Source organism: Streptomyces diversicolor (genome assembly GCF_057537855.1).
Genome location: NZ_BAAJXA010000003.1, coordinates 98,628 through 124,290 on the forward strand (window position 1 = coordinate 98,628; position 25,663 = coordinate 124,290).

The 25,663-nt window shown below is 71.6% G+C and carries 23 protein-coding genes and 1 riboswitch; of the genes, 14 read left to right on the forward strand and 9 right to left on the reverse strand.

Annotated features, from left to right (window positions below):
• Positions 1-213 precede the first annotated feature (213 nt).
• The 5 genes from AC27LF_RS04170 to AC27LF_RS04190 all read left to right on the forward strand — a co-directional run bounded on the left by AC27LF_RS04170 (position 214) and on the right by AC27LF_RS04190 (position 4,770).
• The gene (locus AC27LF_RS04170) at positions 214-738 is read left to right on the forward strand and encodes a DUF1453 domain-containing protein (protein ID WP_479657792.1); all 525 of its coding nucleotides are present in this window, start codon (positions 214-216) and stop codon (positions 736-738) included.
• Positions 735-1,886, forward strand: a complete 1,152-nt coding sequence (locus tag AC27LF_RS04175) for a sensor histidine kinase (RefSeq protein ID WP_479657791.1) — start codon at positions 735-737, stop codon at positions 1,884-1,886. Before AC27LF_RS04170 ends, AC27LF_RS04175 begins: the two co-directional genes overlap by 4 nt.
• Positions 1,883-2,563 carry a response regulator transcription factor gene (locus AC27LF_RS04180; protein ID WP_479657790.1) on the forward strand — a complete coding sequence of 227 codons (681 nt, stop codon included), beginning with the start codon at positions 1,883-1,885 and terminating at the stop codon, positions 2,561-2,563. The genes AC27LF_RS04175 and AC27LF_RS04180 overlap by 4 nt, the downstream gene beginning before the upstream one ends.
• A gap of 69 nt (positions 2,564-2,632) precedes the next feature.
• The gene (locus AC27LF_RS04185; RefSeq protein WP_479657789.1) at positions 2,633-3,181 is read left to right on the forward strand and encodes a DUF485 domain-containing protein; all 549 of its coding nucleotides are present in this window, start codon (positions 2,633-2,635) and stop codon (positions 3,179-3,181) included.
• Positions 3,178-4,770: a solute symporter family protein gene (locus AC27LF_RS04190; RefSeq protein ID WP_479657788.1), complete on the forward strand. Its 1,593-nt coding sequence runs from the start codon at positions 3,178-3,180 to the stop codon at positions 4,768-4,770. The genes AC27LF_RS04185 and AC27LF_RS04190 overlap by 4 nt, the downstream gene beginning before the upstream one ends.
• Positions 4,771-4,815: 45 nt before the next feature.
• Here AC27LF_RS04190 and AC27LF_RS04195 read toward each other — a convergent pair whose 3' ends face one another.
• Positions 4,816-5,508 (reverse strand): response regulator, encoded by a 693-nt coding sequence (locus AC27LF_RS04195; RefSeq protein ID WP_479657787.1) that lies wholly within the window; start codon positions 5,506-5,508, stop codon positions 4,816-4,818.
• A gap of 161 nt (positions 5,509-5,669) precedes the next feature.
• Between AC27LF_RS04195 and AC27LF_RS04200 the strand changes: the two genes are divergently transcribed.
• From AC27LF_RS04200 to AC27LF_RS04210, 3 genes are read left to right on the forward strand one after another with little or no spacing between them, the layout of a single operon-like run.
• Positions 5,670-6,485, forward strand: coding sequence for an ABC transporter ATP-binding protein (locus AC27LF_RS04200; protein WP_479657786.1), 816 nt, complete (start codon positions 5,670-5,672; stop codon positions 6,483-6,485).
• Positions 6,475-7,338, forward strand: coding sequence for an ABC transporter permease (locus tag AC27LF_RS04205; RefSeq protein WP_479657785.1), 864 nt, complete (start codon positions 6,475-6,477; stop codon positions 7,336-7,338). The genes AC27LF_RS04200 and AC27LF_RS04205 overlap by 11 nt, the downstream gene beginning before the upstream one ends.
• 60 nt (positions 7,339-7,398) lie before the next feature.
• A complete protein-coding gene (locus AC27LF_RS04210) occupies positions 7,399-8,472 on the forward strand; it encodes an ABC transporter substrate-binding protein (protein WP_479657784.1) in 1,074 nt (357 codons plus the stop codon).
• 33 nt (positions 8,473-8,505) lie between these two features.
• On the opposite strand, the gene AC27LF_RS04215 is transcribed toward AC27LF_RS04210, so the two are convergent.
• The 4 genes from AC27LF_RS04215 to AC27LF_RS04230 all read right to left on the reverse strand — a co-directional run bounded on the left by AC27LF_RS04215 (position 8,506) and on the right by AC27LF_RS04230 (position 13,314).
• A complete protein-coding gene (locus AC27LF_RS04215) occupies positions 8,506-9,186 on the reverse strand; it encodes a response regulator (protein ID WP_479657783.1) in 681 nt (226 codons plus the stop codon).
• On the reverse strand, positions 9,183-10,877 hold the full coding sequence (locus AC27LF_RS04220) for an ATP-binding protein (RefSeq protein ID WP_479657782.1): 1,695 nt from the start codon (positions 10,875-10,877) through the stop codon (positions 9,183-9,185). Before AC27LF_RS04220 ends, AC27LF_RS04215 begins: the two co-directional genes overlap by 4 nt.
• Positions 10,878-11,054: 177 nt before the next feature.
• Positions 11,055-11,996 carry a ferredoxin family protein gene (locus tag AC27LF_RS04225; RefSeq protein ID WP_479657781.1) on the reverse strand — a complete coding sequence of 314 codons (942 nt, stop codon included), beginning with the start codon at positions 11,994-11,996 and terminating at the stop codon, positions 11,055-11,057.
• A gap of 64 nt (positions 11,997-12,060) precedes the next feature.
• The gene (locus AC27LF_RS04230; protein ID WP_479657780.1) at positions 12,061-13,314 is read right to left on the reverse strand and encodes a citrate/2-methylcitrate synthase; all 1,254 of its coding nucleotides are present in this window, start codon (positions 13,312-13,314) and stop codon (positions 12,061-12,063) included.
• Between the two features lie 110 nt (positions 13,315-13,424).
• On the opposite strand from AC27LF_RS04230, the gene AC27LF_RS04235 reads away from it, so the two are divergent.
• On the forward strand, positions 13,425-14,591 hold the full coding sequence (locus AC27LF_RS04235) for a citrate synthase (protein WP_479657779.1): 1,167 nt from the start codon (positions 13,425-13,427) through the stop codon (positions 14,589-14,591).
• A gap of 170 nt (positions 14,592-14,761) precedes the next feature.
• Here AC27LF_RS04235 and AC27LF_RS04240 read toward each other — a convergent pair whose 3' ends face one another.
• Together AC27LF_RS04240 and AC27LF_RS04245 are read right to left on the reverse strand one after the other, a co-directional pair.
• Positions 14,762-14,998 carry a hypothetical protein gene (locus AC27LF_RS04240; RefSeq protein ID WP_479657778.1) on the reverse strand — a complete coding sequence of 79 codons (237 nt, stop codon included), beginning with the start codon at positions 14,996-14,998 and terminating at the stop codon, positions 14,762-14,764.
• 230 nt (positions 14,999-15,228) lie between these two features.
• On the reverse strand, positions 15,229-15,813 hold the full coding sequence (locus tag AC27LF_RS04245; protein WP_479657777.1) for a DUF6082 family protein: 585 nt from the start codon (positions 15,811-15,813) through the stop codon (positions 15,229-15,231).
• A 320-nt stretch (positions 15,814-16,133) separates the two neighbouring features.
• Between AC27LF_RS04245 and AC27LF_RS04250 the strand changes: the two genes are divergently transcribed.
• Complete coding sequence (locus AC27LF_RS04250; RefSeq protein ID WP_479657776.1) at positions 16,134-17,264, forward strand: CobW family GTP-binding protein; 1,131 nt, start codon at positions 16,134-16,136, stop codon at positions 17,262-17,264.
• Positions 17,265-17,444: 180 nt separating this feature from the next.
• On the opposite strand, the gene AC27LF_RS04255 is transcribed toward AC27LF_RS04250, so the two are convergent.
• Positions 17,445-19,904 (reverse strand): DNA gyrase/topoisomerase IV subunit A, encoded by a 2,460-nt coding sequence (locus AC27LF_RS04255; RefSeq protein ID WP_479657775.1) that lies wholly within the window; start codon positions 19,902-19,904, stop codon positions 17,445-17,447.
• 311 nt (positions 19,905-20,215) lie between these two features.
• Here AC27LF_RS04255 and AC27LF_RS04260 point away from each other — a divergent pair, with 311 nt between their 5' ends.
• From AC27LF_RS04260 to AC27LF_RS04275, 4 genes are all read left to right on the forward strand, one after another.
• Positions 20,216-21,622: a M16 family metallopeptidase gene (locus AC27LF_RS04260; protein ID WP_479657774.1), complete on the forward strand. Its 1,407-nt coding sequence runs from the start codon at positions 20,216-20,218 to the stop codon at positions 21,620-21,622.
• Positions 21,619-23,007, forward strand: coding sequence for a M16 family metallopeptidase (locus tag AC27LF_RS04265; protein WP_479657773.1), 1,389 nt, complete (start codon positions 21,619-21,621; stop codon positions 23,005-23,007). Before AC27LF_RS04260 ends, AC27LF_RS04265 begins: the two co-directional genes overlap by 4 nt.
• A gap of 231 nt (positions 23,008-23,238) precedes the next feature.
• Positions 23,239-23,397: riboswitch (cyclic di-AMP (ydaO/yuaA leader) on the forward strand.
• A gap of 11 nt (positions 23,398-23,408) precedes the next feature.
• Positions 23,409-24,161 (forward strand): M23 family metallopeptidase, encoded by a 753-nt coding sequence (locus AC27LF_RS04270; protein WP_479657772.1) that lies wholly within the window; start codon positions 23,409-23,411, stop codon positions 24,159-24,161.
• A gap of 188 nt (positions 24,162-24,349) precedes the next feature.
• Complete coding sequence (locus AC27LF_RS04275) at positions 24,350-25,045, forward strand: GntR family transcriptional regulator (RefSeq protein ID WP_479657771.1); 696 nt, start codon at positions 24,350-24,352, stop codon at positions 25,043-25,045.
• 182 nt (positions 25,046-25,227) lie between these two features.
• Here the strand turns inward: AC27LF_RS04275 and AC27LF_RS04280 are convergent, their stop codons facing one another.
• Entirely contained in the window at positions 25,228-25,509 is a 282-nt protein-coding gene (locus AC27LF_RS04280) for an HPr family phosphocarrier protein (RefSeq protein WP_479657770.1), read from the reverse strand.
• Positions 25,510-25,663 lie beyond the last annotated feature (154 nt).

Below are 25,663 nucleotides of genomic sequence, written 5' to 3' on the forward strand. Positions count from 1 at the left end.
CGACGGCCGCACCCCGCGTCTCCGCGTGCCCGGCCGAGTGGCCGGGGCGGGGCGCAGGGCCCGGTTCTCCACCCGTGGGTGGAGAACGGCCCGCCCCGCGGATCCACCCGTGATCCACCCCGGCTCCGATTCGCTGACCTGCGCCTTTCCGTAGCGTCGTAGGCGTCGGCAGCACCCGCGGTCGACATCCCCCTTCCGCTCACGGAGGCATTGATGTCCGGGCTGGTCAACGCGTTGGCGATCGCGGCCGTGGTAGCGCTGGTACTGGTGCGGCAGTTCCGCGCCCGCGCGATCGACACCGACCGGCGCTGGTGGATCCTGCCCGTCGTCCTGGCGATCGTCGCGCTGCGCGAGCCCGGCGTCGTCGACGCCCACCACCGCACCGAGTCCATCGCGCTGCTCGGCACCGAACTGCTCATAGGCGTGGCGATGGGCGCCGGCTGGGCCTGGACGACACGGATGTGGACCGAGTCGGACGGCGTCGTGTGGACGAAGAGCACCAAGGCGAGCGTGGCCGTCTGGGTGGCCGGCATAGCGCTGCGCGTCGGCCTCTTCGGTCTCGGCGCGGTGCTGGGCATCCATCAGGACAGCTCGGCCCTGCTCCTCGCGTTGGCCGGCACTCTTGCCGTCCGCTCCGGAAACCTGGTCTGGCGGGCGCGGTCCCTCACCGCGGCGACCGGGCCCGGCGCGGCGTACGGTGACGCCATGCGCCGGTCGGCGTGGAAGGAGGGCGTGTGACGCACAACGCCTGGACGCGCTGGCCCTCACGGGAGGCACTGGGCCGCGAGGGGATCACCCGTCCGAGACGCCTGCTCGCCTGGTCGGTGCGGGTGGTGGCCATCGGTGTGCTGGCGTGGGGAGCCTTTGACGCCAACCACGTCCATGGCTGGGGCACGGCAGCGGCGGTGGGCGGGATCCTCCTCACCGCGGTCCTGTCCTGGGGTTTCTACCGCACCACCTTTGACCACCGGCTGTGGCCGTCCCTCATGCTGATCGTTCTCCTTCTGGGCGTGGCCGCGCTCGCTCAGGCGACGGGGTTCCAGGGACCGGCGCTCGTCGTGTGGTGCGGCTGTGCCATCGGCGCGCTGGAGCGGCTTCCGCTCGCAGCGGCGCTGCCCGTGGCCGCGGTCGCCCTCGCCGCGTTCTCCGTGATCAACAATGATGTCTGGCTGACCACCGCCGCCATCGTGACGGGCATGGCGCTCGCCGGATACGTCATGCGTCTGGACGCCGAGGCACGCGGCGGCGCCCAGCGCCTGCTCGCTCAGGAGCGTGCCGCCCGGGCCGCCGAGGCGGAGTCGGCGGCGCTCGCGGAGCGGGCCAGGATCGCCCGGGAGATCCACGACGTCCTCGCGCACAGTCTCTCGGCCCAACTGGTGCACCTGGAGGCGGCCCGGCTGCTGATCGAACGGGACGCGGACCGGGAGCAGATCCTCGAACGGGTGGTGGCGGCGCGCGGCATGGCCCGGGAGGGACTTGCGGAGACCCGGCAGGCGCTGTCCGCGCTGCGCGGAGAGATGACCCCGCTGGAGGACTTCCTGAGCGATCTGGTCAAGGTGAGCGACGGGGCCGAGGTCACCGTCACGGGCGATCGCAGACCGGTGTCCGTCGAGGCGGCACAGGCCGTGCGCCGGGTCGCGCAGGAGGCGCTGACGAACGTCCGCAAGCACGCGCACGGAGCCACTGTCCGGGTGCTGCTGGAGTACGGCGAGCGTGAGGTCAGGCTGGACGTCAGGGACTCGGGCGGTACGCCGGGCGAACTCACCAAGGCCGGTGGCGGGTACGGTCTGCTGGGTATGCGGGAGCGCGCCGAACTGCTGGGTGGCTCACTGGAGGCCGGGCCGGACAAGGAGGGGTTCGCGGTGACGTTGAAGGTGCCGGTATGACGGAGGAGGCAGAGAGGAAGCCCGCGCGGGTGGTCGTGGCCGATGACCAGACCGTCGTCCGCGAAGGCATTGTGATGCTGCTCGGACTCCTGCCCGGCATCGAGGTCGTAGGCGCGGCGGGCGACGGGGAGGAGGCCATCGAACTGGTCGCCGAACTCGCGCCGGACGTGGTGCTGATGGATCTGCGGATGCCGCGCTGCGACGGGGTCGAGGCCACCCGCCGTATCCGCGCGCGACACCCGGGGACCCAGGTCGTGGTGCTCACCACCTTCGCGGACGACGAGTCGCTGTTCCCGGCGCTGCGCGCGGGAGCACGGGGCTATCTCACCAAGGACGCGGGCGGTGACGAGATCGTGCGCGCGGTGGAGAGCGTGCTGTCCGGGGACGCGGGGCTGTCGCCGAGTGTCCAACGGCGGTTGCTGGAGCGGCTGTCCCAGCCGGAGCCCCAGCCGGCGCGGGCCGAACCGCCCGACGGGCTGACCGCGCGGGAGACCGAGGTGCTGGTGCTGATCGCGGAGGGGCTGAGCAACCAGGAGATCGCCCGCAGACTGCATGTCTCCACCGCCACGGTGAAGACCCACATCAACAACCTCTTCGCCAAGGCCGCGGTCAAGGACCGTGCGCAGGCGGTGCGGTACGCCTACGGAAAGGGGCTGGTGCGGCCATCAGCGGACTGAGTCACCTGATGGGGTGAAGAGCGGAGGGAAGAAGAGTCGGGGATCTTCCCGTTCTGTCCATCCTTGGGCATGCAGTCAAGCAACGGTCGTCCCGGCGGGGACAGGGGCGGTCCAGAGAGTTCGGCCGAGGACCACGAAGCGGCAGACATGACGTCCCGTGAGGTGGGGTACGACGATCCCTGGTACGACGCGCTCGCCTCCGGCTGGGGGGAGTCGGACGGCATGGGCGTGCCCGCGCCCTCGGTGCCGGCGGCGCGGGGGACGAGGGAGACGGCTGCCGTTCGCGCCCGTGACATCTACCTGGAGGTGCAGCGCAGCGCGGCTTTCCAGGAAGTGCGCAGCAGGTACCGCAGGTTCGTGGTGCCGGGAGCCGCGGTCTTCTTCACCTGGTACGTGGGCTATGTGATCGCCGCGACGACCGCGCCCGGTTTCATGGCCAGGCCCGTGGTCGGCGCGCTGAACGTGGCCATGCTCGCCGGACTGGGACAGTTTGCGACCACCTTCCTGCTCACCTGGGCCTATGCCCGGCACGCTCGGCTGCGCAGGGACCGGGCCGCGCTGGAACTGCGATGGGACACACAGGAGTTGGCGCGCAGCGCGCAGGGCGGAGCATCGTGACGGGACAGCATCAGACGCTGGCGTTCGTGCTGTTCAGCGTCTTCGTGGCCGTCACGCTGGGGATCACGACGTGGGTGAGCCGCAGGCGGCAGGGCTCCCCGGAGGAGTTCTATGCCGGGGGGCGGCTCTTCTCCCCGATGGAGAACGGTTTTGCCATCGCGGGGGACTACATGTCGGCCGCGTCGTTCCTGGGTGTCACGGGGCTCATCGCGCTGTTCGGCTACGACGGGCTGCTGTATGCGGTGGGCTTCCTCGTCGCGTGGCTGGTGGTGCTGTTCCTGGTCGCCGAACTGGTCCGCAACTGCGGGAGGTTCACGCTGGCCGACGTCGTGGCCGCGCGGATGAGCGAGCGCCCTGTGCGGATCGCCGCGGGAACCTCGTCGGTCACCGTCTCCGTTCTGTATCTGGTGGCGCAGATGGTGGGGGCGGGCAGCCTGGTGGCGCTGCTGCTCGGGCGGACGGGTGCCGCCGCGCAGGCGTGGACGGTGATCGGCGTCGGCGCGCTCATGGTGGTCTATGTGTCGCTGGGAGGGATGCGGGCCACGACCTGGATCCAGATCGTGAAGGCGGTCCTGCTGCTCGGCGGGACCATCGCGCTGACCGTGCTGGTGCTGCTGCGCTTCCACGGCGATCTCGACCGGCTGCTGCTCACCGCCGCGGAGCGCAGCGGGCACGGGGACGCGTTCCTGGCGCCGGGACTGAAGTACGGCGGGGACTGGACCGCCCGGTTCGACTTCATCAGCCTGGGGCTCGCACTGGTCCTGGGCACGGCCGGACTGCCGCACATCCTGTCCCGCTTCTACACGGTGCCGACCGCGCGGGCGGCCCGCCGCTCGGTGGTGTGGTCGATCGGGCTGATCGGCGGCTTCTATCTGATGACGCTCGTCCTCGGCTTCGGGGCGGCCGCGATCGTCGGACCGGAGGCCGTGCGCGACTCGAACGCGGCGGGGAACACGGCGGTTCCGCTGCTCGCCCTCGACCTGGGCGGCGGGGCGGACTCCACCGGCGGGGCGGTGCTGTTCGCGATCGTGGCGGCCGTCGCCTTCGCCACGATCCTCGCGGTGGTCGCCGGGATCACGCTGGCCTCCTCGGCGTCCGTGGCCCACGACCTGTACGCCTCGCTGCGGCGGGGACGCGGCCCGGCGCGCAGCGAAGTGACCGTGGCACGGGTCGCGGCGGTCGGCATCGGGGTGATCGCCATCGCGCTCGGCCTGCTGGCCCGCGATCTCAACGTGGCCTTCCTGGTGGGCCTCGCCTTCGCCGTGGCTGCGTCCGCGAACCTGCCGGTGCTGCTGTACTCGCTGTTCTGGCGCGGCTTCACGACGCGCGGCGCGGTGTGGGCCGTATACGGCGGGCTGGTTCCGGCCTTGGGGCTGGTCGTGCTGTCCCCGGTGGTGTCGGGCAGTCCCGGGTCGCTGTTCCCGGCCGTCGACTTCCAGTACTTTCCGCTGGAGAACCCCGGCATCGTCTCCATCCCGCTGGGTTTCCTCGCGGGCTGGCTGGGCACCGTCACCTCGGACGAGGTCCCGGACGAGGCCAGGCACGCGGAGACCGAGGTGCGGTCGCTGACCGGGGCGGGAGCCGTGTAGGAGCGGCGGTCTGCTCCGCGTACGGGCTCGCGCAGGCGGGGGCCGTCAGGGTGCCACCCAGGCGTACCGGTGCTCGGGGCGTCCCGTGTCACCGTACTTCAGGGACAGACGCAACCGGCCCGCCTGTTCCAGATGGCGCAGATAGCGCTGCGCGGTGGAGCGGCTCAGGCCCGTCTCGGCGGCCACCTCGTGCGCGGACAGCGGATGGTCGGCGCGGTGCAGCACACCGCAGATGAGGTCGGTGGTGGGCTCCGAGTGGCCGCTCGGCAGGCCGGGCGAGCTCGGCGCGGGCGCGGTGCGCAGCGCGCCGAAGATCCGGTCGACCTGCTCCTGGCCGGCCAGACCTCGCCCGCCGACCCGGTCGACGGTGCGGCGCAGGGCCGCGTACGAGTCCAGGCGAGTGCGCAGCGCGGTGAAGGTGAACGGCTTGACCAGATAATGCAGCGCGCCCAGGCGCATCGCCTTCTGCACGGTCGTGACATCACTGGCCGCGGTGATCATGATGACGTCGGTGCCATGGCCCTCTTCGCGCATCCGGTGGACCAGTTCAAGACCCGTCTGGTCGGGCAGGTAGTGGTCGAGCAGCACCAGGTCGATGGCTCCGCGTTCCACGGCGGCCAGGGCCTGGGCGGCACTGTGCGCGCGGGCGGCCACCCGGAAACCGGGAACCTTTCCCACGTACTTGGCGTTGATCTCGGCGACACGGAAGTCGTCGTCCACCACCAGGACGTCAATCATGGGGCCTCATTTCCTCAAGGCCAGGCGGGCGTTAAGCCCGTGTTTCGGCTCCGCAGTTGTAGCGCGAGCAAAACGAGCACAAAAGGCTCCTGCGAGCAAAAGAACGGCTTGCGCTCAGAAGACTGCTGCTGTGGCAGGGGCCACACCTACGGTCCCGGGCCATGAGCGCAGACACCAGCCCCGCCATCGAGCTGCGGGGCGCGAGCAAGATCTTCAAGACCCCGTCAGGGGGGCTGCACACGGCTGTCCGGGGTCTGGACCTCACCATCGGGCGCGGTGAGTTCGTCGCCGTCGTCGGACCCACCGGCTGTGGCAAGTCCACCACGCTGACCCTGGTCAGCGGCCTGGAGGAGCCCACCGAGGGCGATGTGCTGGTGGCCGGGGAACCGGTCTCCGGCGTCGGCGACAAGGTCGGCTTCGTCTTCCAGCAGGACGCGACCTTCCCCTGGCGGACGGTCCTGTCCAACGTCATGGCGGGCCCGCGCTTTCGTGGCGTACCGAAGGCGGAGGCCAAGCAGAAGGCCCGCGAGTGGCTGGCCCGGGTCGGTCTCGCCGCCTTCGAGGACCGCTACCCGCACCAGCTCTCCGGCGGCCAGCGCAAGCGCGTCGCGCTCGCCGCGACCTTCGTCAACGACCCCGAGATCCTGCTCATGGACGAGCCGTTCTCCGCGCTCGACGTGCAGACCCGGGCGCTGATGTCGGACGAACTCCTGGAGCTGTGGGAGGGCACGGGCGCCTCGGTCGTCTTCGTCACGCACGACCTGGAGGAGTCCATCGCGCTGGCCGACAAGGTCGTTGTGATGACCGCGGGGCCCGCCACCGTGAAGCACGTCTTCGACATCGACCTGCCCCGGCCGCGCAAGGTCGAGTCGGTGCGTCTGGAACCGCGGTTCATCGAGATCTACCGCGAGATCTGGGAGTCCCTCGGCGAAGAGGTCCGCATCACCCGCGAGAGGGGTGCCGCTCATGTCGCATGACGTCCTCAGCGCCCCCGTCGCCGGTACGGACAAGCCCACGGACCGCACACGAAGCCGGGCCAGAGCGGCCCGCAGACGCAGGACCGTCGTCATGGGCGGCCGGGCGCTGCTGCTGGTCGCCGTGCTCGGTCTGTGGGAGTGGCTGTCGCGGGCGAAGGTCATCGATCCGTTCAACTTCTCGATGCCGTCGAAGATCTGGGACCAGATCTACACCTGGGTCACCCATGGCACGGCGCTCGGCTCACTGGGCGAGCAGATCTGGTACACGCTGTACGAGGCGTTGCTGGGCTGGGTCATCGGTGTCGTCGCCGGTGTCGTCCTCGGTATCGCGCTCGGGCGGATCACCTTCCTCGCCGATGTCCTTGGTCCATACATCAAGGTGCTCAACTCTATACCGAGGATCGTTCTCGCCCCGATCTTTGTGATCTGGTTCGGTCTCGGCCCCGCCTCCAAGGTCGCGTCCGCCGTGGTGCTCGTGTTCTTCCCGGTCTTCTTCAACGCCTTCCAGGGCGCGCGTGAGGTCGACCGCAACCTGGTCGCCAACGCCCGCATCCTGGGCGCCAGCGACCGCAGGGTGACCCTTCAGGTCGTCATCCCGTCGGCCACCTCGTGGATCTTCACTAGCCTCCACGTCAGCTTCGGCTTCGCGCTGATCGGCGCCATCGTCGGCGAGTACATCGGCGCCACCAAGGGCATCGGCCTGCTCGTCGCGCAGTCGCAGGGCACCTTCAACTCGGCCGGTGTGTACGCCGCGATGGTCATCCTCGCCGTCGTCGCGCTCGTCGCCGAGGGGCTGCTGACCTTCGCGGAACGGCGCATCTTCCGCTGGAAGCCGGCCGACTCCGAGCACTGACGCCCCCCAAGCGCCACCCCCCGTTCCCCGCACCGCATTCTCACAAGGACGTGAACCGCCATGCGCAAGACCGTCAGACTCGCGGCGCTCTCCGCCGCCGGCCTGCTCGCCCTCTCCTCGCTCACCGCCTGCGCCAACGAAGCGGCCAGCACGACCGCCGACAGCGGCAGCGGAGGCGGCGGCAAGGGCAAGGGGGAGAAGGTCAAGATCATGGTCGGTGGCCTGGACAAGGTCATCTACCTGCCCGCGATGCTCACCCAGCGGCTCGGCTACTTCGACGCCGAGGGACTGAACGTCCAGCTCCTGAGCGAGCCCGCCGGAGTCCAGGCCGAGACCGCGCTCGTCGCCGGCCAGGTCCAGGGGACGGTCGGCTTCTACGACCACACGCTCGACCTCCAGGTGAAGGGCAAGTCCGTCGAGTCCGTCGTGCAGTTCTCGCACGCGCCCGGCGAGGTGGAGGTCGTCTCCAACAAGGCGGCCGGTGACATCACCTCGCCCAAGGACTTCAAGGGCAAGAAGCTCGGTGTGACCGGTCTCGGTTCCTCCACCGACTTCCTCACCAAGTACCTCGCCGTCAAGAACGGCGTGAGCGTCCATGAGTTCACTCCCGTCGCGGTGGGCGCCGGCCCGACGTTCATCTCCGCGCTGGAACAGGGCTCCATCGACGGAGGTATGACGACCGACCCGACCGTGGCGACGATCCTGGACAAGAAGGCCGGCAAGATCCTCCTCGACATGCGCACCCCCGAGGGCTCACAGGAGGCGCTCGGCGGCCCGTACCCATCGTCAAGTCTGTACATGCAGACGGACTGGGTGAACGGCCACAAGGACACCGTGCAGAAGCTGGTCAATGCATTCGTCAAGACGCTCACGTGGATGTCCACGCACAGCGCCGACGAGATCGCCGCCAAGATGCCCGCCGACTACTCCCAGGGCAACAAGGCCCTCTACACGGAGGCGATCAAGAGCACGCTGCCGATGTTCACGGACGACGGCGTGATGCCGGAGAACGGCCCGGAGACCGTCGAGAAGGTCCTCAAGTCGTTCAACCCCAACATCAAGAACGCCAAGGTCGACCTGAGCAAGACCTACACCACGGAGTTCGTCGAGAAGGCCGCCAAGTCGGCCGGCTGACCGCCAGGCCGGCAGCCGTCAGGCCGGGAGCCGTCAGGCGCGGGTCGCCCACACGTAACGGTGTTCGGGGCGGCCCGCGTCGCCGTACTTGAGGGTCAGCCGGGCCCGCCCCGTGCGCTCCAGGAGCTTCAGATAGCGCTGGGCGGTCTGCCGGCTCACCCCGGTCCGCTCGGCGATCTCCTGGGCCGACAGCGGGCCCTGGGCGTTCATCAGGCACTGGCGCACCAGTTCGGCCGTGGTGGGGGAGTGTCCCTTGGGCAGCTCCGGCTCCGACGGCGCGGACAGCGCTCCGAAGATCCGGTCCACCTCTGTCTGTTCTGCCTCCCCGCCGCCGTCCAGCGTGCGGCGCAGCCGCGCGTACGCCTCCAGCTTGGTGCGCAGCCCCGCGAAGGCGAACGGTTTCACCAGGTACTGCAGGGCGCCGTGGCGCATCGCCGCCTGCACCGTGGACACATCCCGGGCCGCCGTCACCATGATGACGTCGGTCTGGTGGCCGCGCCTGCGCATCTCCTGGACGACCGCAAGTCCGGTCTCGTCGGGCAGATAGTGGTCCAGAAGGACCAGGTCGAGCCGCGGCAGCGCCTCCACCTGGCGCAGTGCCTCGGCCGCGTTGTGCGCCTCGCCTGCCACGCGGAAGCCGGGAACCTTCTCCACGTAGGCCGCGTTGACCCGGGCGACCCGGGTGTCGTCGTCCACGACCAGGACCTCGATCATCGGGCATCCTCCTCGGTGGCGGTCCGCGCGGGCGCCGTCAGCGCAGGTGCGGGCTCCGGCCGCGGCCCCGGTTCGAGTTCCGGCTCGGCCAGGGCCTCGGGCAGTACGACCGTGAACTCCGCGCCCCCGCCGCCCGCTTCGCCGACCGTGGCGCTCCCGCCCTGCCGCTCGGCGAACCTGCGCACCAGGGACAGCCCGAGACCGCGTTTGCCGTGCGCCGGCGGCTCCTTGGTGGACCACCCCTCGGTGAAGACCAGCTCGCGCCGGTCCGCCGGGACGCCGGGTCCCGTGTCGCGCACCCTGAGCACGGCCGTGCGCCCCTCGGCGCGCAGTTCGACCTCCACGCGCGCGTGCGGGGTCCCGGCGACGGCGTCGAGGGCGTTGTCGACCAGGTTGCCCACGACCGTGACCAGGCCCCTCGGCTCGATCAGCCGGTCCGGGAGCCGGGTGCGGTCCGAGACCCACAGCGCGACCCCGCGCTCCGCCGCGACCGTCGCCTTGCCGACCAGCAGGGCGGCGAGCAGCGGGTCCTGGATCTTCTCGGTGACCTGCTCCGCGGTGACCCGGTGATCGCCGACGACCTCTCCGACGAACTCCACCGCGTCGTCGTACATCTCCAGTTCGAGCAGGCCGAGCAGCGTGTGCATGCGGTTGGCGTGCTCGTGGTCCTGGGCGCGCAGGGCGTCGATCAGGCCGCGTGTGGAGTCCAGTTCGCGGCCCAGCTGCTCCAGCTCGGTGCGGTCGCGCAGGGTGGCCACCGCGCCGCCGTCGCCGGTGGGCATCCGGTTGGCGACCAGGACCCGCTGGCCGCGGACGGTGAGCAGATCGGTGCCGGTCACCCGGCCGGCCAGCACATCGGTCGTGCGTCCCTCGCCCAGCGCCTCGTCCGGGGTCCGTCCGACGGACTCGTCGCCGATGCCGAGCAGCCGCCGCGCCTCGTCGTTGAGCAGACGTATACGGCCGGTGCGGTCGAGGGCGACGACACCCTCCCGGATGCCGTGCAGCATCGCCTCCCGCTCCGCGAGCAGGGCCGAGATGTCGGAGAAGGCCAGGTCCTGGGTCTGCCGCTGCACCCGGCGGGAGATCAGCCAGGCGGCCAGGGCGCCGACCGCGAGGGCGCCGCCCGCGTAGGCGAACAGCCCGGGGATCGCGCTGAGCAGCCGGGCGCGCACGCTGTCGTAGGCGATGCCCACCGAGACGGCCCCGATGATCCGGTGGTCGGCGTCGTACAGCGGCACCTTGCCGCGCGCGGAGCGGCCCAGGGTGCCGTTGTCGATCTCCATGACCTGCCGTCCGGCCAGGGCCGCGCTCGGGTCGGTGGAGACAAGGCCGCCGATCTCCGAGCGCGTGGTGTGCGACCAGCGCACGCCGCGCAGGTCCATCACCACGATGTACTCGGCGTTCGTGGCGTGCCGGATCCGCTCGGCCTCCACCTGCACCGGGCCGTCGATGGACGGCCGCGTGTGCTGGACGCCCTCGGCGATCTGCGGATCCTGCGCCGTGGTCTCCGCGATCGCCAGCGCGCGGCGCATCGCCTCCTCGTCGAGCTGCTTGCTCAACGGGGCCAGGAACAGCCCGGTGGCGAGCACCGCGACTCCGGCGGCGATCGCCACCTGCATCAGCAGAACCTGCGAGAACACCCGCCGCGGCAGACCGAGACGCAGACGGCGTGCGGGGGGAGTGGGGCTCATGCCCATGACGGTACGTGGGCGGGCGGACCGAGCCGTAGGGGGTGTGGCGCGGATCTCTTGACCGATTCTTGGCGAACGGGGCTGCCGGTTCCCGGCGCAACGGTGTCGGCCGTTTCCCGATCGGATCGGGGCAGTCGGCTCCCCGGGCCGACGGGCCGCCACTCGGCGGCGACAGGGTCAGCCCGTCAGGGCCGCGGACGTCAGTTCGCGCACGGACACCACGTCCATCCGCGCCGGCGTGCCCAGCACCGAGGCGCCGCAACTCTCCGGGCGCGGCGGGAGCGAGGCGCCCCGGGCCACGACGACGCGCCAGCGGCGGCCGTCGGCATGGGCCACGGTCACCTCCCAGCGGGGCGCCGCACCGTCGGTGCGCACGACACTCAGCACGCCCGCCGCGTACTCGCCCGCCGCCGTGCGCACGGCCAGTTCGGCCGCCTGACCGGGCTTGTCCCAGGCCGAGTTCCCGCGGCACCCCTGCACGACGACGCGCCCCTCCCGGACGCCCTGCAGGACCTCCTTGACGGTGTGTGCCTCGGCCCGTCCGTAGGCGTAGCCGTACGGCAGGACGAGCACCGTCGGCGAGAAGCGATGTCCACCCACATGGGTGACCTCCCACACCCCCGGTACGCCGGAGGCGGTGAGTTCGGCCGCGAGGGGCCGGCCGAGCAGCGCGCAGCAGCGGTCGCGTTTGCCGTTGGTGCAGACGAGCGCGAGCGGGCCCGCCTCGTGCGCGCGAGCGCCGAGCGCCGTGTCGAACGTACGGTGGTCGCCCGCGCCGAGGGCGGCGTAGTCGAGGTCGAGGAGCGTGCGCGGGTCGCGGGTGGTGGCGGCGCGCAGCCATACCTTTCCCGGAACGGTGTGCGCTGCGTACACCCGGCGCTCGGCGGGGGTTCCGGGGTCGGCGTGGCGCCCGGGGCGCCGGATGAGCGCGATCCGTACGCCGGTGCCGTCGGCGGCGGCTTCCAGGGCGCGGCCGAGGGCGCGGTCCAGATGGCTCGACGTGAGCGCCTTGGCACCCCAGGGGCCGGGCTGTTCGAGCAGCAGCCATGTCGTCGCCGTGGCCGCCGTACCGGAGACGGGCTCGTCGAGGTTCCGGGAGACGGTTGCGCACCTACTCACAGAGGTGAGCCTAACCTGACTTTGCGCGGGGCGACTTCCCGCCCGGTTCTCTCCTGCCCGTGTGCTACTGCGGCGCGGGCTGCGGCGGTCGCGGGCCCACGTAGTGGCCGCTGGGGCGCATCCGCAGCGGGCGCTCGCCGTACTCCTCCAGGGCGTGCGCGATCCAGCCCGCGGTCCGGGCGACGGCGAAGACCGTCTCGCCCGCGGTCGCGGGCATGCCGCAGGCGACGGTGAGCACCGCGAGGGCCAGGTCGACATTGGCGTGCAGCGGGGTGTGCCGGGCCGTGGTGGCGACGATGTCGCGGGCCGCGAGGAGGGCGGGCTCCGCGCGCGGGACGTGCTCCAGGAGGGCGAACAGGGCACGCGCGCGTGGGTCCTCGCCCGGGTAGAGCCGGTGGCCGAGGCCGGGAATGCGGCGGCCGGCGCGGAGTTCGGCCGCGATCACCGGAACGGCGCTGCCCTCGTCCAGCACGTCGAGCAGCAGCCGGTGGGCCAGTCCGCTGGCGGCGCCGTGCAACGGGCCCTCGATCACGCCCAGTCCGGCCGAGACGGCCGCGTACACATGGGCCCGGGCCGATGCGGCGACCCGCACCGCGAGCGTCGAGGCGGCCAGGTCGTGGTCGACCAGCAGGGCAAGCGCCGTGTCCAGGGCGCGCAGTGACGCCTCGTCGGGTTCACGGCCGGTCAGCCGGCCCCACAGGCGCAGGGCGAGCGGGCCCTCGTCCCGGGCGTGCGGGCGGGGCGGCAGGGCGGCGACGAGCGTCGGGATGAGGATCCGCGCCGTCGCGAGGACGGCCTCCTCGGACAGGTCGAAGCGCAGCGGGTCCTCGGTGGCGGCGGCGACCGCGGCGACCCGCAGCCGGTCGGTGGGCTCGGCGTGCTCGGGCAGGGCGGCCACCGCCCGACGGGCGACGGCGGCCGTGGCCTCGGGGGCGGTGAACGTGACGCCCGGGCTCAGCCGCCCGGTCCACAGCCACTCGGCGACCTCCTCGTAGGAGTGGCGCGCGGCGAGTTCCGCGGCGTCGACACCGCGGAAGTAGTACCGGTCCTGGTCGATCAGCGTGACGCGGGTGCGGACGGACATCTCCGCGCCGACGGCTGGGGTGACCTGGCTCTCCCGCCTGTGGCGCCGGGCGAGGGCGTCCACCTCCGCGGCGTCGAAGGTGCTGCCCCGGCCGCCGGGCGCGCGCCGGCTGCTGAGCTGACCGCGGCTCACGTACGCGTACACGGTCTCCGGTTTCACGCCGAGCAGTTCGGCGGTCTCCTTGGTGCTCAGCCTCCGCTCGGGGCCGTGGGAAGCGGGTTCTTGATCGCGCATGAGGGTCACCGTAGTCGCCTTGGTGGCGTATGGACTGAATGTTGATTCAATCAATATTGACAGAGAAATAGTCAAGCATGGACAGTCGGGTCAAGTCCAGGGAGGAAAACATGTCCATCAATAGGTCGGCAGCCACCCTTGTCGATGTGCCGCGCGGGCTCGCGGGCGTCGTCGTCACCGACACCGAGATCGGCGATGTCCGGGGGACCGAGGGCTTCTACCACTACCGCCAGTACTCGGCCGTCGAACTCGCGCGGACCCGCGGCTTCGAGGACGTCTGGCACCTCCTCGCGTACGGCGAACTCCCCGACGCGCGGCGGCGCGCCGCCTTCCTCACCGAGACCGTCGCGCCGCGCCGGCTGCCCGCCGAGGTCCGCGCCGCCCTGCCCGCCGTCGCCGCCGCGAGTCGCGCCTCGGGTCCACTGGCCGGGGCGCGCACGGCGCTGTCGCTGCTCGGCGCGGCCCGGGGCTTGCGGCCCGTGTACGACATCGACGCCGACCGGCGCCGCGCGGATGCCGTCGCCGCCTGCGCGGTCGTACCGACCCTGCTCACCGCGCTGTACCGGCTCGGGCGGGGACAGGAGCCGGTGGAGCCGCGCGACGATCTCTCGTACGCGGCCAACTACCTGTACATGGTGACCGGGGAGGAACCGGACGAGCGGCGGGCCCGTGCCGTCGAGCAATACCTGATCTCAACCATTGACCATGGATTCAATGCGTCAACCTTCACCGCACGGGTCATCGCGTCCACCGGTGCCGATGTGGCGGCATGCCTCGTAGGTGCCCTGGGAGCGCTGTCCGGTCCGCTGCACGGCGGTGCGCCCAGCCGGGCCCTGGACACCCTGGACGCGATCGGCACCCCCGACCGCATCGACGGCTGGGTCCGTGAACGCGTCCTGGCGGGTGAGCGCATCATGGGCTTCGGCCATGCGATCTACCGTACGGAGGACCCCCGTTCGCGGATGCTCCGTGAGATCGCCGAGGGCTTCGGCGGCCCGCGCGTGTCCTTCGCCGTGGAGGTGGAGCGCCGCGTCGAGGCGATCCTCGCCGAGCTGAAGCCCGGCCGCGAACTGCATGCCAACGTCGAGTTCTACGCGGGCGTGGTCATGGAACTGTGCGGGCTGCCGCGCGAGATGTTCACGCCCACGTTCGCGGCGGCGCGTGTGGTCGGCTGGAGCGCCAACATCGTGGAACAGGCCGCCGACTCCAAGATCATCAGGCCGGTGGCCCGGTACGTCGGACCGCCCCCGCCCGCGGCGGTCCCGGCGCCGGCCTGAGGAAAGCCCAGCCCGCTGCCGAAGAGCGGCATCGAGCTGGGCCGGTGCGGGGCGCGGTCCATCCGCGGATCACGGTGCGCCCGATCGGTCGGCGCGCCCGATCGGTCGGCGCGCCCGATCGGTCGGCGCGCCCGATCGGCGGCGCGTCCACCGTGACCGGAGGGCCGCGCCTAGGCGTCCGGAATGTCGGCCTTCGCGCGCACCAGCGTCTCGCGGCTGATCACCACGATCCGCTCGTAGTCGGCGCGTGCGGCGTCCGACGGCAGTTCGGAGTCGAGTGTGTCGGTACGGTCCGTACCGATCACCGCGAAGTTCCCGTCCTGCAGTTCAAAGATGTCCGGGCAGGTCTGCCCGTTAACGCTCCCTCTTTCGCGAGGTGACGCACCAATGCGGCGCACGATCTTCAAGTCGATCCCGGTCCTTGCTTGAATCGGTCATGGGTTTTCCTCGTGCCGGGCGCCGGGGCATGGGTGTGGTCCGGGGCGGCAACGACGTATGGGCCTGCTGTGACGGCGGGTGTGCACGTGGCAGGCGGGGACAACCTAGCCTGCTCAGATCGCGCTTGGGGCCCGGACTTGGGTGTCTGAGCGAGTGATTCGTTTTTGCGGGCCAAGGAGCCCGCTCCCTCGGCTGGGTCTCATTCCTCGGCGGGTCGGTCGCCCACCACCCACCACTCGTCCGTGTCGGCCTCGTCCAGCTCCGCCAGCAACTCGTCGGTCATCTTGCCGATCTCGGCCTCCTCCGAGCCGTCCCGCAGGCTCGCCCGGTGGTGGCGCGTGGCCTCCCAGTAGGCGCGGGCCGTCGGGCTCTGGAACAGCACACGGACGTAGCCGCGCAGTTCGGCCCGGGTGAGCAGGCCGATCCGGTAGCCGTGCAGGGCGTGCACGTACAGGGCGTTGGCGAAGAGGTACTGCTTCTGCACGCGTGGCGGCACGTCGCCCTCGTAGGCGTCGAGCACGGGAAGCAGGTCCTGGTCCTTCATCGCCGCGAGCAGGAGCTGCCGGTGATCGCGCTGGTACTCGGTGCGGTCCGTGCGCCGGGACGCCTGCCGGCGCTGGTCGTCCAGGGCGTCCAGCCGTCGCAGGATCTCGGCGTTCGTGCGGACGACCGCCTCCAGGGCGCGGCGGTACGCCAGGAGGGACGCCGCGGTGCCGGTGATCGAAAGCGCGAGGACCGCGGCGACTGAGCCCGGCCCCCAGTTCCCCGTCTTCTGTGTGGCCATGTCAACCCCCGAATCAGGCGGCCGTCCGCCGGTCGTCGGGGTGCGGGTCGACTGGAGGGGACCGGCGAGCGGTGGGCGGCGCTAGCCGTCTCCCAGAGTGTGCCGAGCGGCTCTGATCGGCGGGGAGGCGGAGAGGCGGCGCACAGAGGGAAGCGAGGGTCGCACACTCCGGCGCCTGCACTTCGTCTGCCCCGCCGTGCCTGCTAACAATCGTTCACTTCGCGGTGTTCTCCCTGCTCGTATCCTGGGTCGGCATGCCATTCCCTCCGTGCGCCGGGCCGTGAGCCCGGTGCACGCGTTCGCGTGAGAGAGGTCGCACCGTGGGGCACCGCCGTAGTCCGCAGCAGATCCCGGTCGTCGTCATCGCCGGATTCCTGGGCTCCGGGAAGACCACGCTCCTCAACCACCTCCTGCACCACAGCGGCGGCAGCCGCATCGGGGCGATCGTCAACGACTTCGGCGCCGTCGAGATCGACGCGATGGCCGTGGCGGGCGCGCTCGGCGACTCCACGGTGTCGCTGGGCAACGGCTGCCTGTGCTGCGCCGTCGACGCGAGCGAACTCGACACGTACCTGGCCCGGCTCGCCGCGCCGGCCACGGGCATCGACGTCATCGTCATCGAGGCCAGCGGGCTCGCCGAACCCCAGGAACTCGTCCGGATGGTGCTCGCCAGCGAGCATCCGGGGATCGTCTACGGCGGGCTGGTCGAGGTGGTCGACGCCGCCGAGTTCGACGCCACCCGCGCCCGGCACCCGGAGATCGACCGGCACCTCGCCCTCGCCGACCTGGTCGTGGTCAACAAGCTCGACCGGTCCGCGGACGGCGCGCGGGTGCTCGGCCTCGTCGGCTCGCTCACCGACCGCGCCGCCGTCGTGCCCGCCGCCTACGGCCGCATCGACCCCGAGTTCCTTTTCGACCGCAGGCCGGCCGAGGAGCGCGTCGGGCAGCTGTCCTTCGACGACCTGCACCGGCACGGCGAGGACGAGCACGCGGGCCATCTGCACACCGGCTACGACAGCCTGTCCTACGTCTCCGAAGTGCCCCTCGACCCGCGCAGGTTGATGCGGTTCCTCGACGGCAGGACCGAGGGGCTTTACCGGATCAAGGGGTACGTCGACTTCGGGGCGTACGACACCGTCAACCGCTACGCCGTGCACGCCGTCGGGCGGTTCCTGCGCTTCTACCCGGAGCCGTGGACGGGGGCCGGGGAGCGGCTGACCCAGCTCGTCCTCATCGGCTCCGGCATCGACACCGGCGCCCTGTGCCGGGAACTGAGGGCCTGCGAGAGCGACGCCCCGCACACCGACGAGCACGGCATGTGGGGCGTCCTGCGCTATGTGGCGGGCCCGGACGAGCAGGACGCCGCACGGCGGACCGCCGGGGAACCGAATCCCGAGGACCCGCCGTTCCTGGACCCCGCCGAGCCCTCCGGGGCACCAGCCCACCCCTGAGGCGCGCCCGCCGAGCCCTCCGGCGTCCCCGCTCAGCCGTCCGCCGACAGCGCCCGGAGGGGGCGCGGGGAACTGCGCGAGCAGCCACGAGGTGCCGCACGACCGGCGGCACGGCGCGGCACACCCGGCGGAGCGGTGCCGCACGACCGGTGGCACGGCGCGGCACACCCGGCGGCGCGCTCAGTAGACCGGGCCCGCCACCACCGACACCGTCTTCGGCAGGGACACGCCCGAGCCGTCGCGACGCGGGTCCAGTTCCGGCAGGTCCACCGGCGTGCCGTTCTTCTGCGCCGCCCGCGCCGGGACGGCCCCGGCCCAGGCCAGGGACAGGCAGTCCTCGCCCTTCAGGAACCGCTGGCAGCGCACGCCGCCGGTGGCCCGCCCCTTGCGCGGGTACTGGTCGAACGGGGTCAGCTTGGCGGTCGTCTGCACCGAGTCGTCCAGCGTGCCGCGCGAGCCCGCCACCGTGAAGACCACCGCGTCCACGGCCGGGTCGACGGCGGTGAAGGAGATCACCTTGGCGCCCTCGGCGAGCTTGACGCCCGCCATGCCGCCCGCCGGGCGGCCCTGCGGGCGGACCTGGGACGCCTGGTAGCGCAGCAGCTGCGCGTCGTCCGTGATGAACACCAGGTCCTCCTCGCCGGTGCGCAGCTCCACCGCGCCGACGATCCGGTCACCCTCCTTGAGCGCGATGACCTCCAACTCGTCCTTGTTGGACGGGTAGTCGGGCACCACCCGCTTGACCACGCCCTGCTCGGTGCCGAGCGCCAGTCCGGGGGACGACTCGTCGAGCGTGGTCAGGCAGACCACCGTCTCCTCGTCCTCCAGGGTGACGAACTCCGCGACGGGTGCCCCTCCGGCGAGGTTCGGCGCCGCCGCCGTCTCCGGCAGCTGCGGCAGGTCGACCACGTTGACCCGCAGCAGCCGCCCTGCGGACGTCACCACACCCACCTCGCCGCGCGCCGTCGCCGGGACCGCCGAGACGATCACGTCGTGCTTGACGCGCTTGGCGCCGGCGTCCACCGGGAAGGGCTCGCCGTTCGCCGTGCGGGCCAGCAGCCCGGTCGAGGACAGCAGCACCCGGCACGGGTCGTCGGCCACCTGAAGCGGCACCGCGGCGACCGGGGTCGCGCCCGCCTCCAGCAGCAGCGTGCGGCGCGGGGTGGCGAACTTCTTGGAGACCGCGGCGAGTTCCGCGGAGACCAGCTTGCGCAGTTCGGCGTCCGACTCCAGGATCCGGGTCAGCTCCGCGATCTCCGCGTTGAGCCGTTCCTTCTCCGCCTCCAGCTCGATCCGGTCGTACTTGGTCAGCCGGCGCAGGGGCGTGTCCAGGATGTACTGGGTCTGGATCTCCGACAGCGAGAAGCGCCGCATCAGCCGCTCCTTCGCCTGCGCGCTGTTCTCGCTGGAGCGGATGAGGCGGATGACCTCGTCGATGTCGACCAGCGCGGTGAGCAGGCCCTCCACGAGGTGCAGCCGGTCGCGTCGCTTGCCGCGGCGGAACTCCGAGCGGCGGCGCACCACGTCGAAGCGGTGGTCGAGGTAGACCTCAAGGAGTTCCTTCAGGCCCAGCGTGAGGGGCTGGCCGTCGACCAGTGCCACGTTGTTGATGCCGAAGGACTCCTCCATCGGCGTCAGCTTGTAGAGCTGTTCCAGGACCGCCTCGGGCACGAAGCCGTTCTTGATCTCGATGACCAGGCGCAGGCCGTGCTCACGGTCCGTGAGGTCCTTGACGTCGGCGATGCCCTGCAGCTTCTTCGTGCCGACCAGGTCCTTGATCTTGGAGATGACCTTCTCGGGTCCGACGGCGAAGGGCAGTTCCGTGACGACGAGGCCCTTGCGGCGTGCGGTCACCGTCTCCACGGTCACCGTGGCCCGCATCTTGAAGGTGCCCCGGCCGGTCTCGTAGGCGTCGCGGATCCCGGAGAGGCCGACGATCCGGCCGCCGGTGGGCAGGTCGGGGCCCGGCACATGCCTGATCAGGGCGTCCAGGTCGGCGTTCGGGTGCCGGATGAGGTGCCGAGCGGCCGCGATCACCTCGCCGAGGTTGTGCGGCGGCATGTTCGTGGCCATACCGACGGCGATCCCCGACGCGCCGTTGACCAGCAGGTTCGGGAACGCGGCGGGCAGCGCCGACGGCTCCTGCTCCTGCCCGTCGTAGTTCGGGGCGAAGTCGACCGTGTCCTCGTCGATCGAGTCGGTCATCAGGCCGGCGGCCTCGGCCATGCGGCATTCCGTGTACCGCATGGCGGCCGGCGGGTCGTCGTTGCCCAGCGACCCGAAGTTGCCGTGGCCGTCGACCAGCGGCACGCGCATCGAGAAGGGCTGCGCCATGCGCACCAGGGCGTCGTAGATGGACGCGTCTCCGTGCGGGTGGAGCTTGCCCATGACGTCGCCGACGACGCGCGCGCACTTCACATAGCCGCGGTCGGGGCGCAGGCCCATCTCGTTCATCTGGTACACGATGCGGCGGTGCACCGGCTTGAGGCCGTCGCGGGCGTCCGGCAGGGCACGGGAGTAGATGACCGAGTACGCGTACTCAAGGTAGGAGCCCTGCATCTCGTCCACGACGTCGATGTCGAGGATTCTCTCCTCGAACGGTTCGTCGGGCGGCGGGGTCTTCGTGCTGCGGCGGGCCATCGCTGCCGGCTCCTCCTGTGTTCGGTCGCTCGCCTATGGGGCGTTCGTGCGGAAGCGTGAACGTGATCTGATGCGGACCATTGTGGACCGCGACACTGACAACCCGGGCCAGGCCCCGGTGTCGGCGGCCCGCCCCGGCGCCGCGGCTGCCGCGGGGGACCGCCCCGTGGCACGACCCCGCAGGCTACGCGATCCGCTGTGGGCGTACGTCCCGCGGGAACTTCGCCCAGGGTGCGCACGCTTGCATACAGTGGCAGGACTGGCAGGAAAACCGCGGTTTCACGACCGCATCCGCGATCGAAGGGACGTACATGCCCATGGGTCACACGGCCACAGCCGAGGCAGGCTCCGGGGGCCTGACAGCGACCGAGCACCGCCTGGCCAACGGGCTGCGCGTGGTGCTCTCCGAGGACCATCTGACCCCGGTCGCGGCGGTCTGCCTCTGGTACGACGTCGGCTCCCGCCACGAAGTCAAGGGGCGTACCGGTCTGGCTCACCTCTTCGAGCACCTGATGTTCCAGGGCTCCGCGCAGGTGCAGGGCAACGGGCACTTCGAGCTGGTGCAGGGCGCCGGAGGGTCGCTGAACGGCACCACCAGCTTCGAGCGGACCAACTACTTCGAGACCATGCCCGCCCACCAGCTGGAGCTGGCCCTGTGGCTGGAGGCCGACCGCATGGGTTCGCTGCTGGCCGCGCTGGACGACGAGTCCATGGAGAACCAGCGGGACGTCGTCAAGAACGAGCGCCGCCAGCGCTACGACAACGTGCCCTACGGCACCGCCTTCGAGCGGCTGACCGCCCTCGCCTACCCCGAGGGCCACCCGTACCACCACACGCCGATCGGTTCGATGGCGGACCTGGACGCGGCCACCCTGGAGGACGCGCGCGCGTTCTTCCGCACCTACTATGCGCCGAACAACGCCGTACTCTCCGTGGTCGGCGACATCGACCCGCGGCAGACGCTCGCCTGGATCGAGAAGTACTTCGGCTCGATCCCCTCCCACGACGGCAAGCCCGAGCCCCGCGACGGCTCGCTGCCCGAGACCATCGGGGAGCAGCTGCGCGAGGTCGTCGTGGAGGAGGTCCCGGCCCGCGCCCTGATGGCCGCCTACCGGCTGCCGCAGGACGGCACGCGCGCGTGCGACGCGGCCGACCTGGCGCTCACGGTCCTCGGCGGCGGCGAGTCCTCCCGCCTGTACAACCGGCTGGTGCGGCGGGACCGTACGGCGGTGGCGGCCGGGTTCGGCCTGCTGCGGCTGGCCGGCGCGCCCTCCCTGGGCTGGCTGGACGTGAAGACCTCCGGTGACGTCGAGGTGCCGGTCATCGAGGCCGCCATCGACGAGGAGCTGACCCGGTTCGCCGAGGAGGGCCCCACGTCCGAGGAAATGGAGCGCGCCCAGGCGCAGTTGGAGCGCGAGTGGCTGGACCGGCTCGGCACGGTCGCGGGCCGCGCCGACGAACTGTGCCGGTACGCCGTCCTGTTCGGTGACCCGCAGCTCGCCCTGACCGCCGTGCAGCGGGTCCTGGAGGTGACTCCCGAAGAGGTCCAGGCGGTCGCCCAGGCCCAGCTGCGTGCGGACAACCGCGCGGTGCTCGTCTACGAACCGCTCTCCGCCGAGTCCGCGGAGCACACCGAGGACGTGGACGTCCCCGAGGACCCGGAGTCCGAAGCCACCGTCGAAGCCGGCGACGACAACAACGAGGAGGCGGCCAAGTGACCGAGCTCGCCGCGATGGAGTTCCACCCGCAGCCCCGCGCGGGCGAGGCGAAGCCGTGGGCGTTCCCGGCCCCCGAGCGGGGCACGCTGGACAACGGCCTGACCGTCCTGCGCTGCCACCGGCCCGGCCAGCAGGTCGTCGCCGTCGAGGTGCTGCTGTCCGCGCCGCTGGACGCCGAGCCGTCCGGTCTGGACGGTGTCGCCACGATCATGGCGCGGGCCTTCTCCGAGGGCACCGACCGGCACTCCGCCGAGGAGTTCGCCGCCGAACTGGAGCGGGCGGGCGCCACGCTGGACTCGCACGCCGACCACCCGGGCGTCCGGCTGAGCCTGGAGGTCCCGGCCTCCCGTCTGGCAAAAGGTCTTGGGCTGCTGTCCGACGCGCTGCGCGCGCCCGCGTTCGCCGACAGCGAGGTGGAGCGGCTGGTCCGCAACCGTCTCGACGAGATCCCGCACGAGCTGGCCAACCCGTCCCGCCGCGCCGCCAAGGAGCTCTCCAAGGAGCTGTTCCCGGCTGCCTCGCGCATGTCGCGTCCGCGCCAGGGCACCGAGGAGACCGTCGCCAAGATCGACGCGGCGGCGGTGCGCGCCTTCTACGAGCGGCACGTACGGCCCGCGACGGCCACCGCCGTGGTCGTCGGCGACCTGACGGGCATCGATCTGGACGCGCTGCTCGGCGAGTCCCTGGGGGCGTGGTCGGGTGCCGCGTCCCAGCCGCGGCCGGTGCCGCCGGTGAGCGCCGACGACCGCGGCCGGGTCGTCATCGTGGACCGCCCCGGCGCCGTCCAGACGCAGCTGCTCATCGGCCGCGTCGGCGCCGACCGGCACGACCGGGTCTGGCCCGCCCAGGTGCTCGGCACGTACTGCCTCGGCGGCACCCTCACCTCCCGGCTGGACCGCGTCCTGCGCGAGGAGAAGGGCTACACCTACGGGGTGCGCGCCTTCGGCCAGGTCCTCAGGTCGGCCCCCGACGGCACGGGCGCCTCGCTGCTCGCCATCAGCGGCTCCGTGGACACCCCGAACACCGGTCCCGCGCTGGCCGACCTGTGGACGGTGCTGCGCACGCTGGCCGAGGAAGGGCTCACCGACGCCGAGCGCGACGTCGCCGTGCAGAACCTCGTCGGGGTGGCGCCGCTGAAGTACGAGACGGCGGCGGCCGTGGCGAGCACGCTCGCCGACCAGGTGGAGCAGCATCTGCCGGACGACTACCAGGCGTCCCTGTACCGGCAGCTGGCCGCCACGGGCACCGTGGAGGCCACCGCCGCGGTGGTGAACGCGTTCCCGGTGGACCGGCTGGTGACGGTCCTGGTCGGCGACGCCGCGCAGATCAAGGAGCCGGCCGAGGCGCTGGGCATCGGAGAGGTGCACGTGGTGTCCGCGGAGTAGGCGGAGCGGTCCGAGGACCGGCACACGCGCGTGGGGCCCTGACGGCTGTGGGAGACCGCCCCGGTCGTCAGGGCCCCTTCCGTTCCGTCGGGATGCCCGAATTGCGGCGGAGGTTGCCTGTCTGCCCTGTGGGATGCGCTACAAAGACCCGGTTCGGTTTGGGGATGGAAAGTTGTCCGCCTTAGCGTCGTCCGGGCTGTTCGTCAGGCAGTGCGCCGCGCCCGCGGCACCGGACAGCCATCGCCGAGTCCCCGTACGGCGCGAGCCAGGGGAGCCGGGGACCCAAGTCCCTGAGGTGAATCGGGAGTACGCGTGGCACGCGCCCTCCTGTAGGAGACCTTCCTGCTCCGAACCTGTCAGCTAACCCGGTAGGCGAGAAGGAAGGAAAGGACCGTCACTCCATGGCGTTCACCCGCGCCACCGGGAAGCACCGCCGTTCCACCCGGATGCACCGCACCACCGCCCGCGCCGCGGGCGTCGCGACGCTCGCCGTCACCGGTGCCATGGGCACCCTCGCGGCCGGTCCGGCGCACGCCGCCACCACCGCGGAGCAGACCGGCCTCACCCCCGTCGTCGGCATCGGTGACTCGGTCGCCGAGCAGATCGGCGCCCAGGCGGCCGCGCAGCGGCAGGCCGCCGAGGAGAAGGCGGCCGAGGATGCCGCGCGCAAGGCGGCGGCGCGGCGGGCGGCCACGGAACGCGCGGCCGAGGTCCGGGCCGCCCGCGAGGCCGAGCGCAGGCGGCTGAACGCCTTCGTCGCGCCGATCGCGCACTCCTACGTCTCCACCGGCTACCGCACCGGCGGCTCCCTGTGGTCCTCCGGCAGCCACACCGGCGTCGACTTCCACGCCGCGGCCGGCACCGCCGTCCACGCGGTGGGTTCCGGCACCGTCGTGTCGGCCGGCTGGGGCGGTGCGTACGGCTACGAGGTGGTGATCCGGATGGCGGACGGCATGTACACCCAGTACGGCCATCTGTCGTCCGTCGGTGTCTCGGTGGGCGAGCGGGTCACTCCGGGCCGGCAGCTGGGGCTGTCCGGCGCCACGGGCAACACGACCGGACCGCACCTGCACTTCGAGGCGCGGACGACCCCGGAGTACGGCTCCGACATCGACCCCGTCGCGTATCTGCGCAAGCACGGTGTGAACGTCTGACGACCGGTGGCGCGTGGGCGCCGCGGCCCCGGCTCGCGAGCCGGGGTTTTCGTCGTTTCGGACGCCCCGATGTCCAAAAAATATCCATGGATTCCGGCCCGCCATCGGAAATTCCGGCTCATTGCCATAGAGTCACGGAACACACGTCAATCGTCGGCGTTTCACGGGGATTAAGGCGGAGGTCGGTCATGCGTATTCCGGCGCACTCGGTGTGCACGGCGATCCGGGACGACATCGTCGCCGGTGTCTACGAGCGCGGCAGCCGGCTCACCGAGGAACTGCTCGCGCGCCGCTACGGCGTCTCGCGCGTCCCCGTCCGCGAGGCCCTGCGCACCCTGGAGGCGGAGGGCTTCGTGGTGACGCGGCGGCACGCGGGCGCGTGCGTGGCCGAACCCACCGAGCAGGAGGCGGCCGACCTGCTGGAGATGCGCCTGCTCCTGGAGCCGCTGGGCGCCTCCCGGGCCGCCCAGCGGCGCACGGAGGCCCATCTCAAGGTGCTGCGCGGCTTGGTCAGGCTGGGGCAGGAGCGGGCCAGGAGGGGCAACAGCGAGGATCTGCGCTCCCTCGGCGGCTGGTTCCACGTGACGCTCGCCCAGGCCACCGGCAGCCAAGCCCTGACCTCGACGCTCACCCAGCTCCGGCACAAGATCGCCTGGATGTACGCGGTGGAGTCGCCCGCAAGCCCCGTCGAGTCCTGGGCGGAGCACGGCGCCGTCGTGGACGCGGTGGCGCGCGGCGACGCGGAGCGCGCGCGGGCGGTCATGACCCTGCACACCGAGCGCGCGTCGGCCGCGCACCGGCTGCGGTTCTCCCCGGGCGCCGACCGCACCGAGCGCGTGAGGAATTCGCAACACGTCGTAAACATGCCGAGTCTGCGGAATTAACACGGGCGCCGTATACAAAGAGGGGAATTCGGGAGAGCGGGTCCTGCCGCCGCCTCTTTTTGGCGTGCCCCGGATTTATGACCGGCTGTCGGGCGTGGGCCGGCTGTGAATTTCTTCCGGCCGGCCGTGAAAACGCGGAAGCCGCGTCGCCTTTTCGGGGCGACGCGGCTTCGGGAACCGGCTCAGACGGTCTCGGGCAGCTCTTCCAGCCCCTCGGCGACCAGCTTCGCCAGCCGGTCCAGGGCGGCGTCCGCGCCCTCGGCGTCGGAGCTGAGGACGATCTCCTCGCCCCCCTGCGCGCCCAGGCCGAGCACGGCCAGCATGGAGGCCGCGTTGACCGGGGCGCCGCCGGCCTTGGCGATCGTCACCGGGACGCCTGCGGCCGTGGCGGCTCGGACGAAGATGGAGGCGGGACGGGCGTGAAGGCCCTCGGCCCAGCCGACGTTGACGCGGCGCTCAGCCATGTGTTGCTGCCCTTCGGTGTTCAGGTTGTCTAGACCAGTTTTCCATTACGGTGAAGCAAGCCCGGAGCGGGCCTGTCACCCGCTCCGGCGTGTCGTCGGACCGCGGCCTCGGCCCGACTCCGTCCCCCACAGACTGCCTCGCGGCGTTGTCATT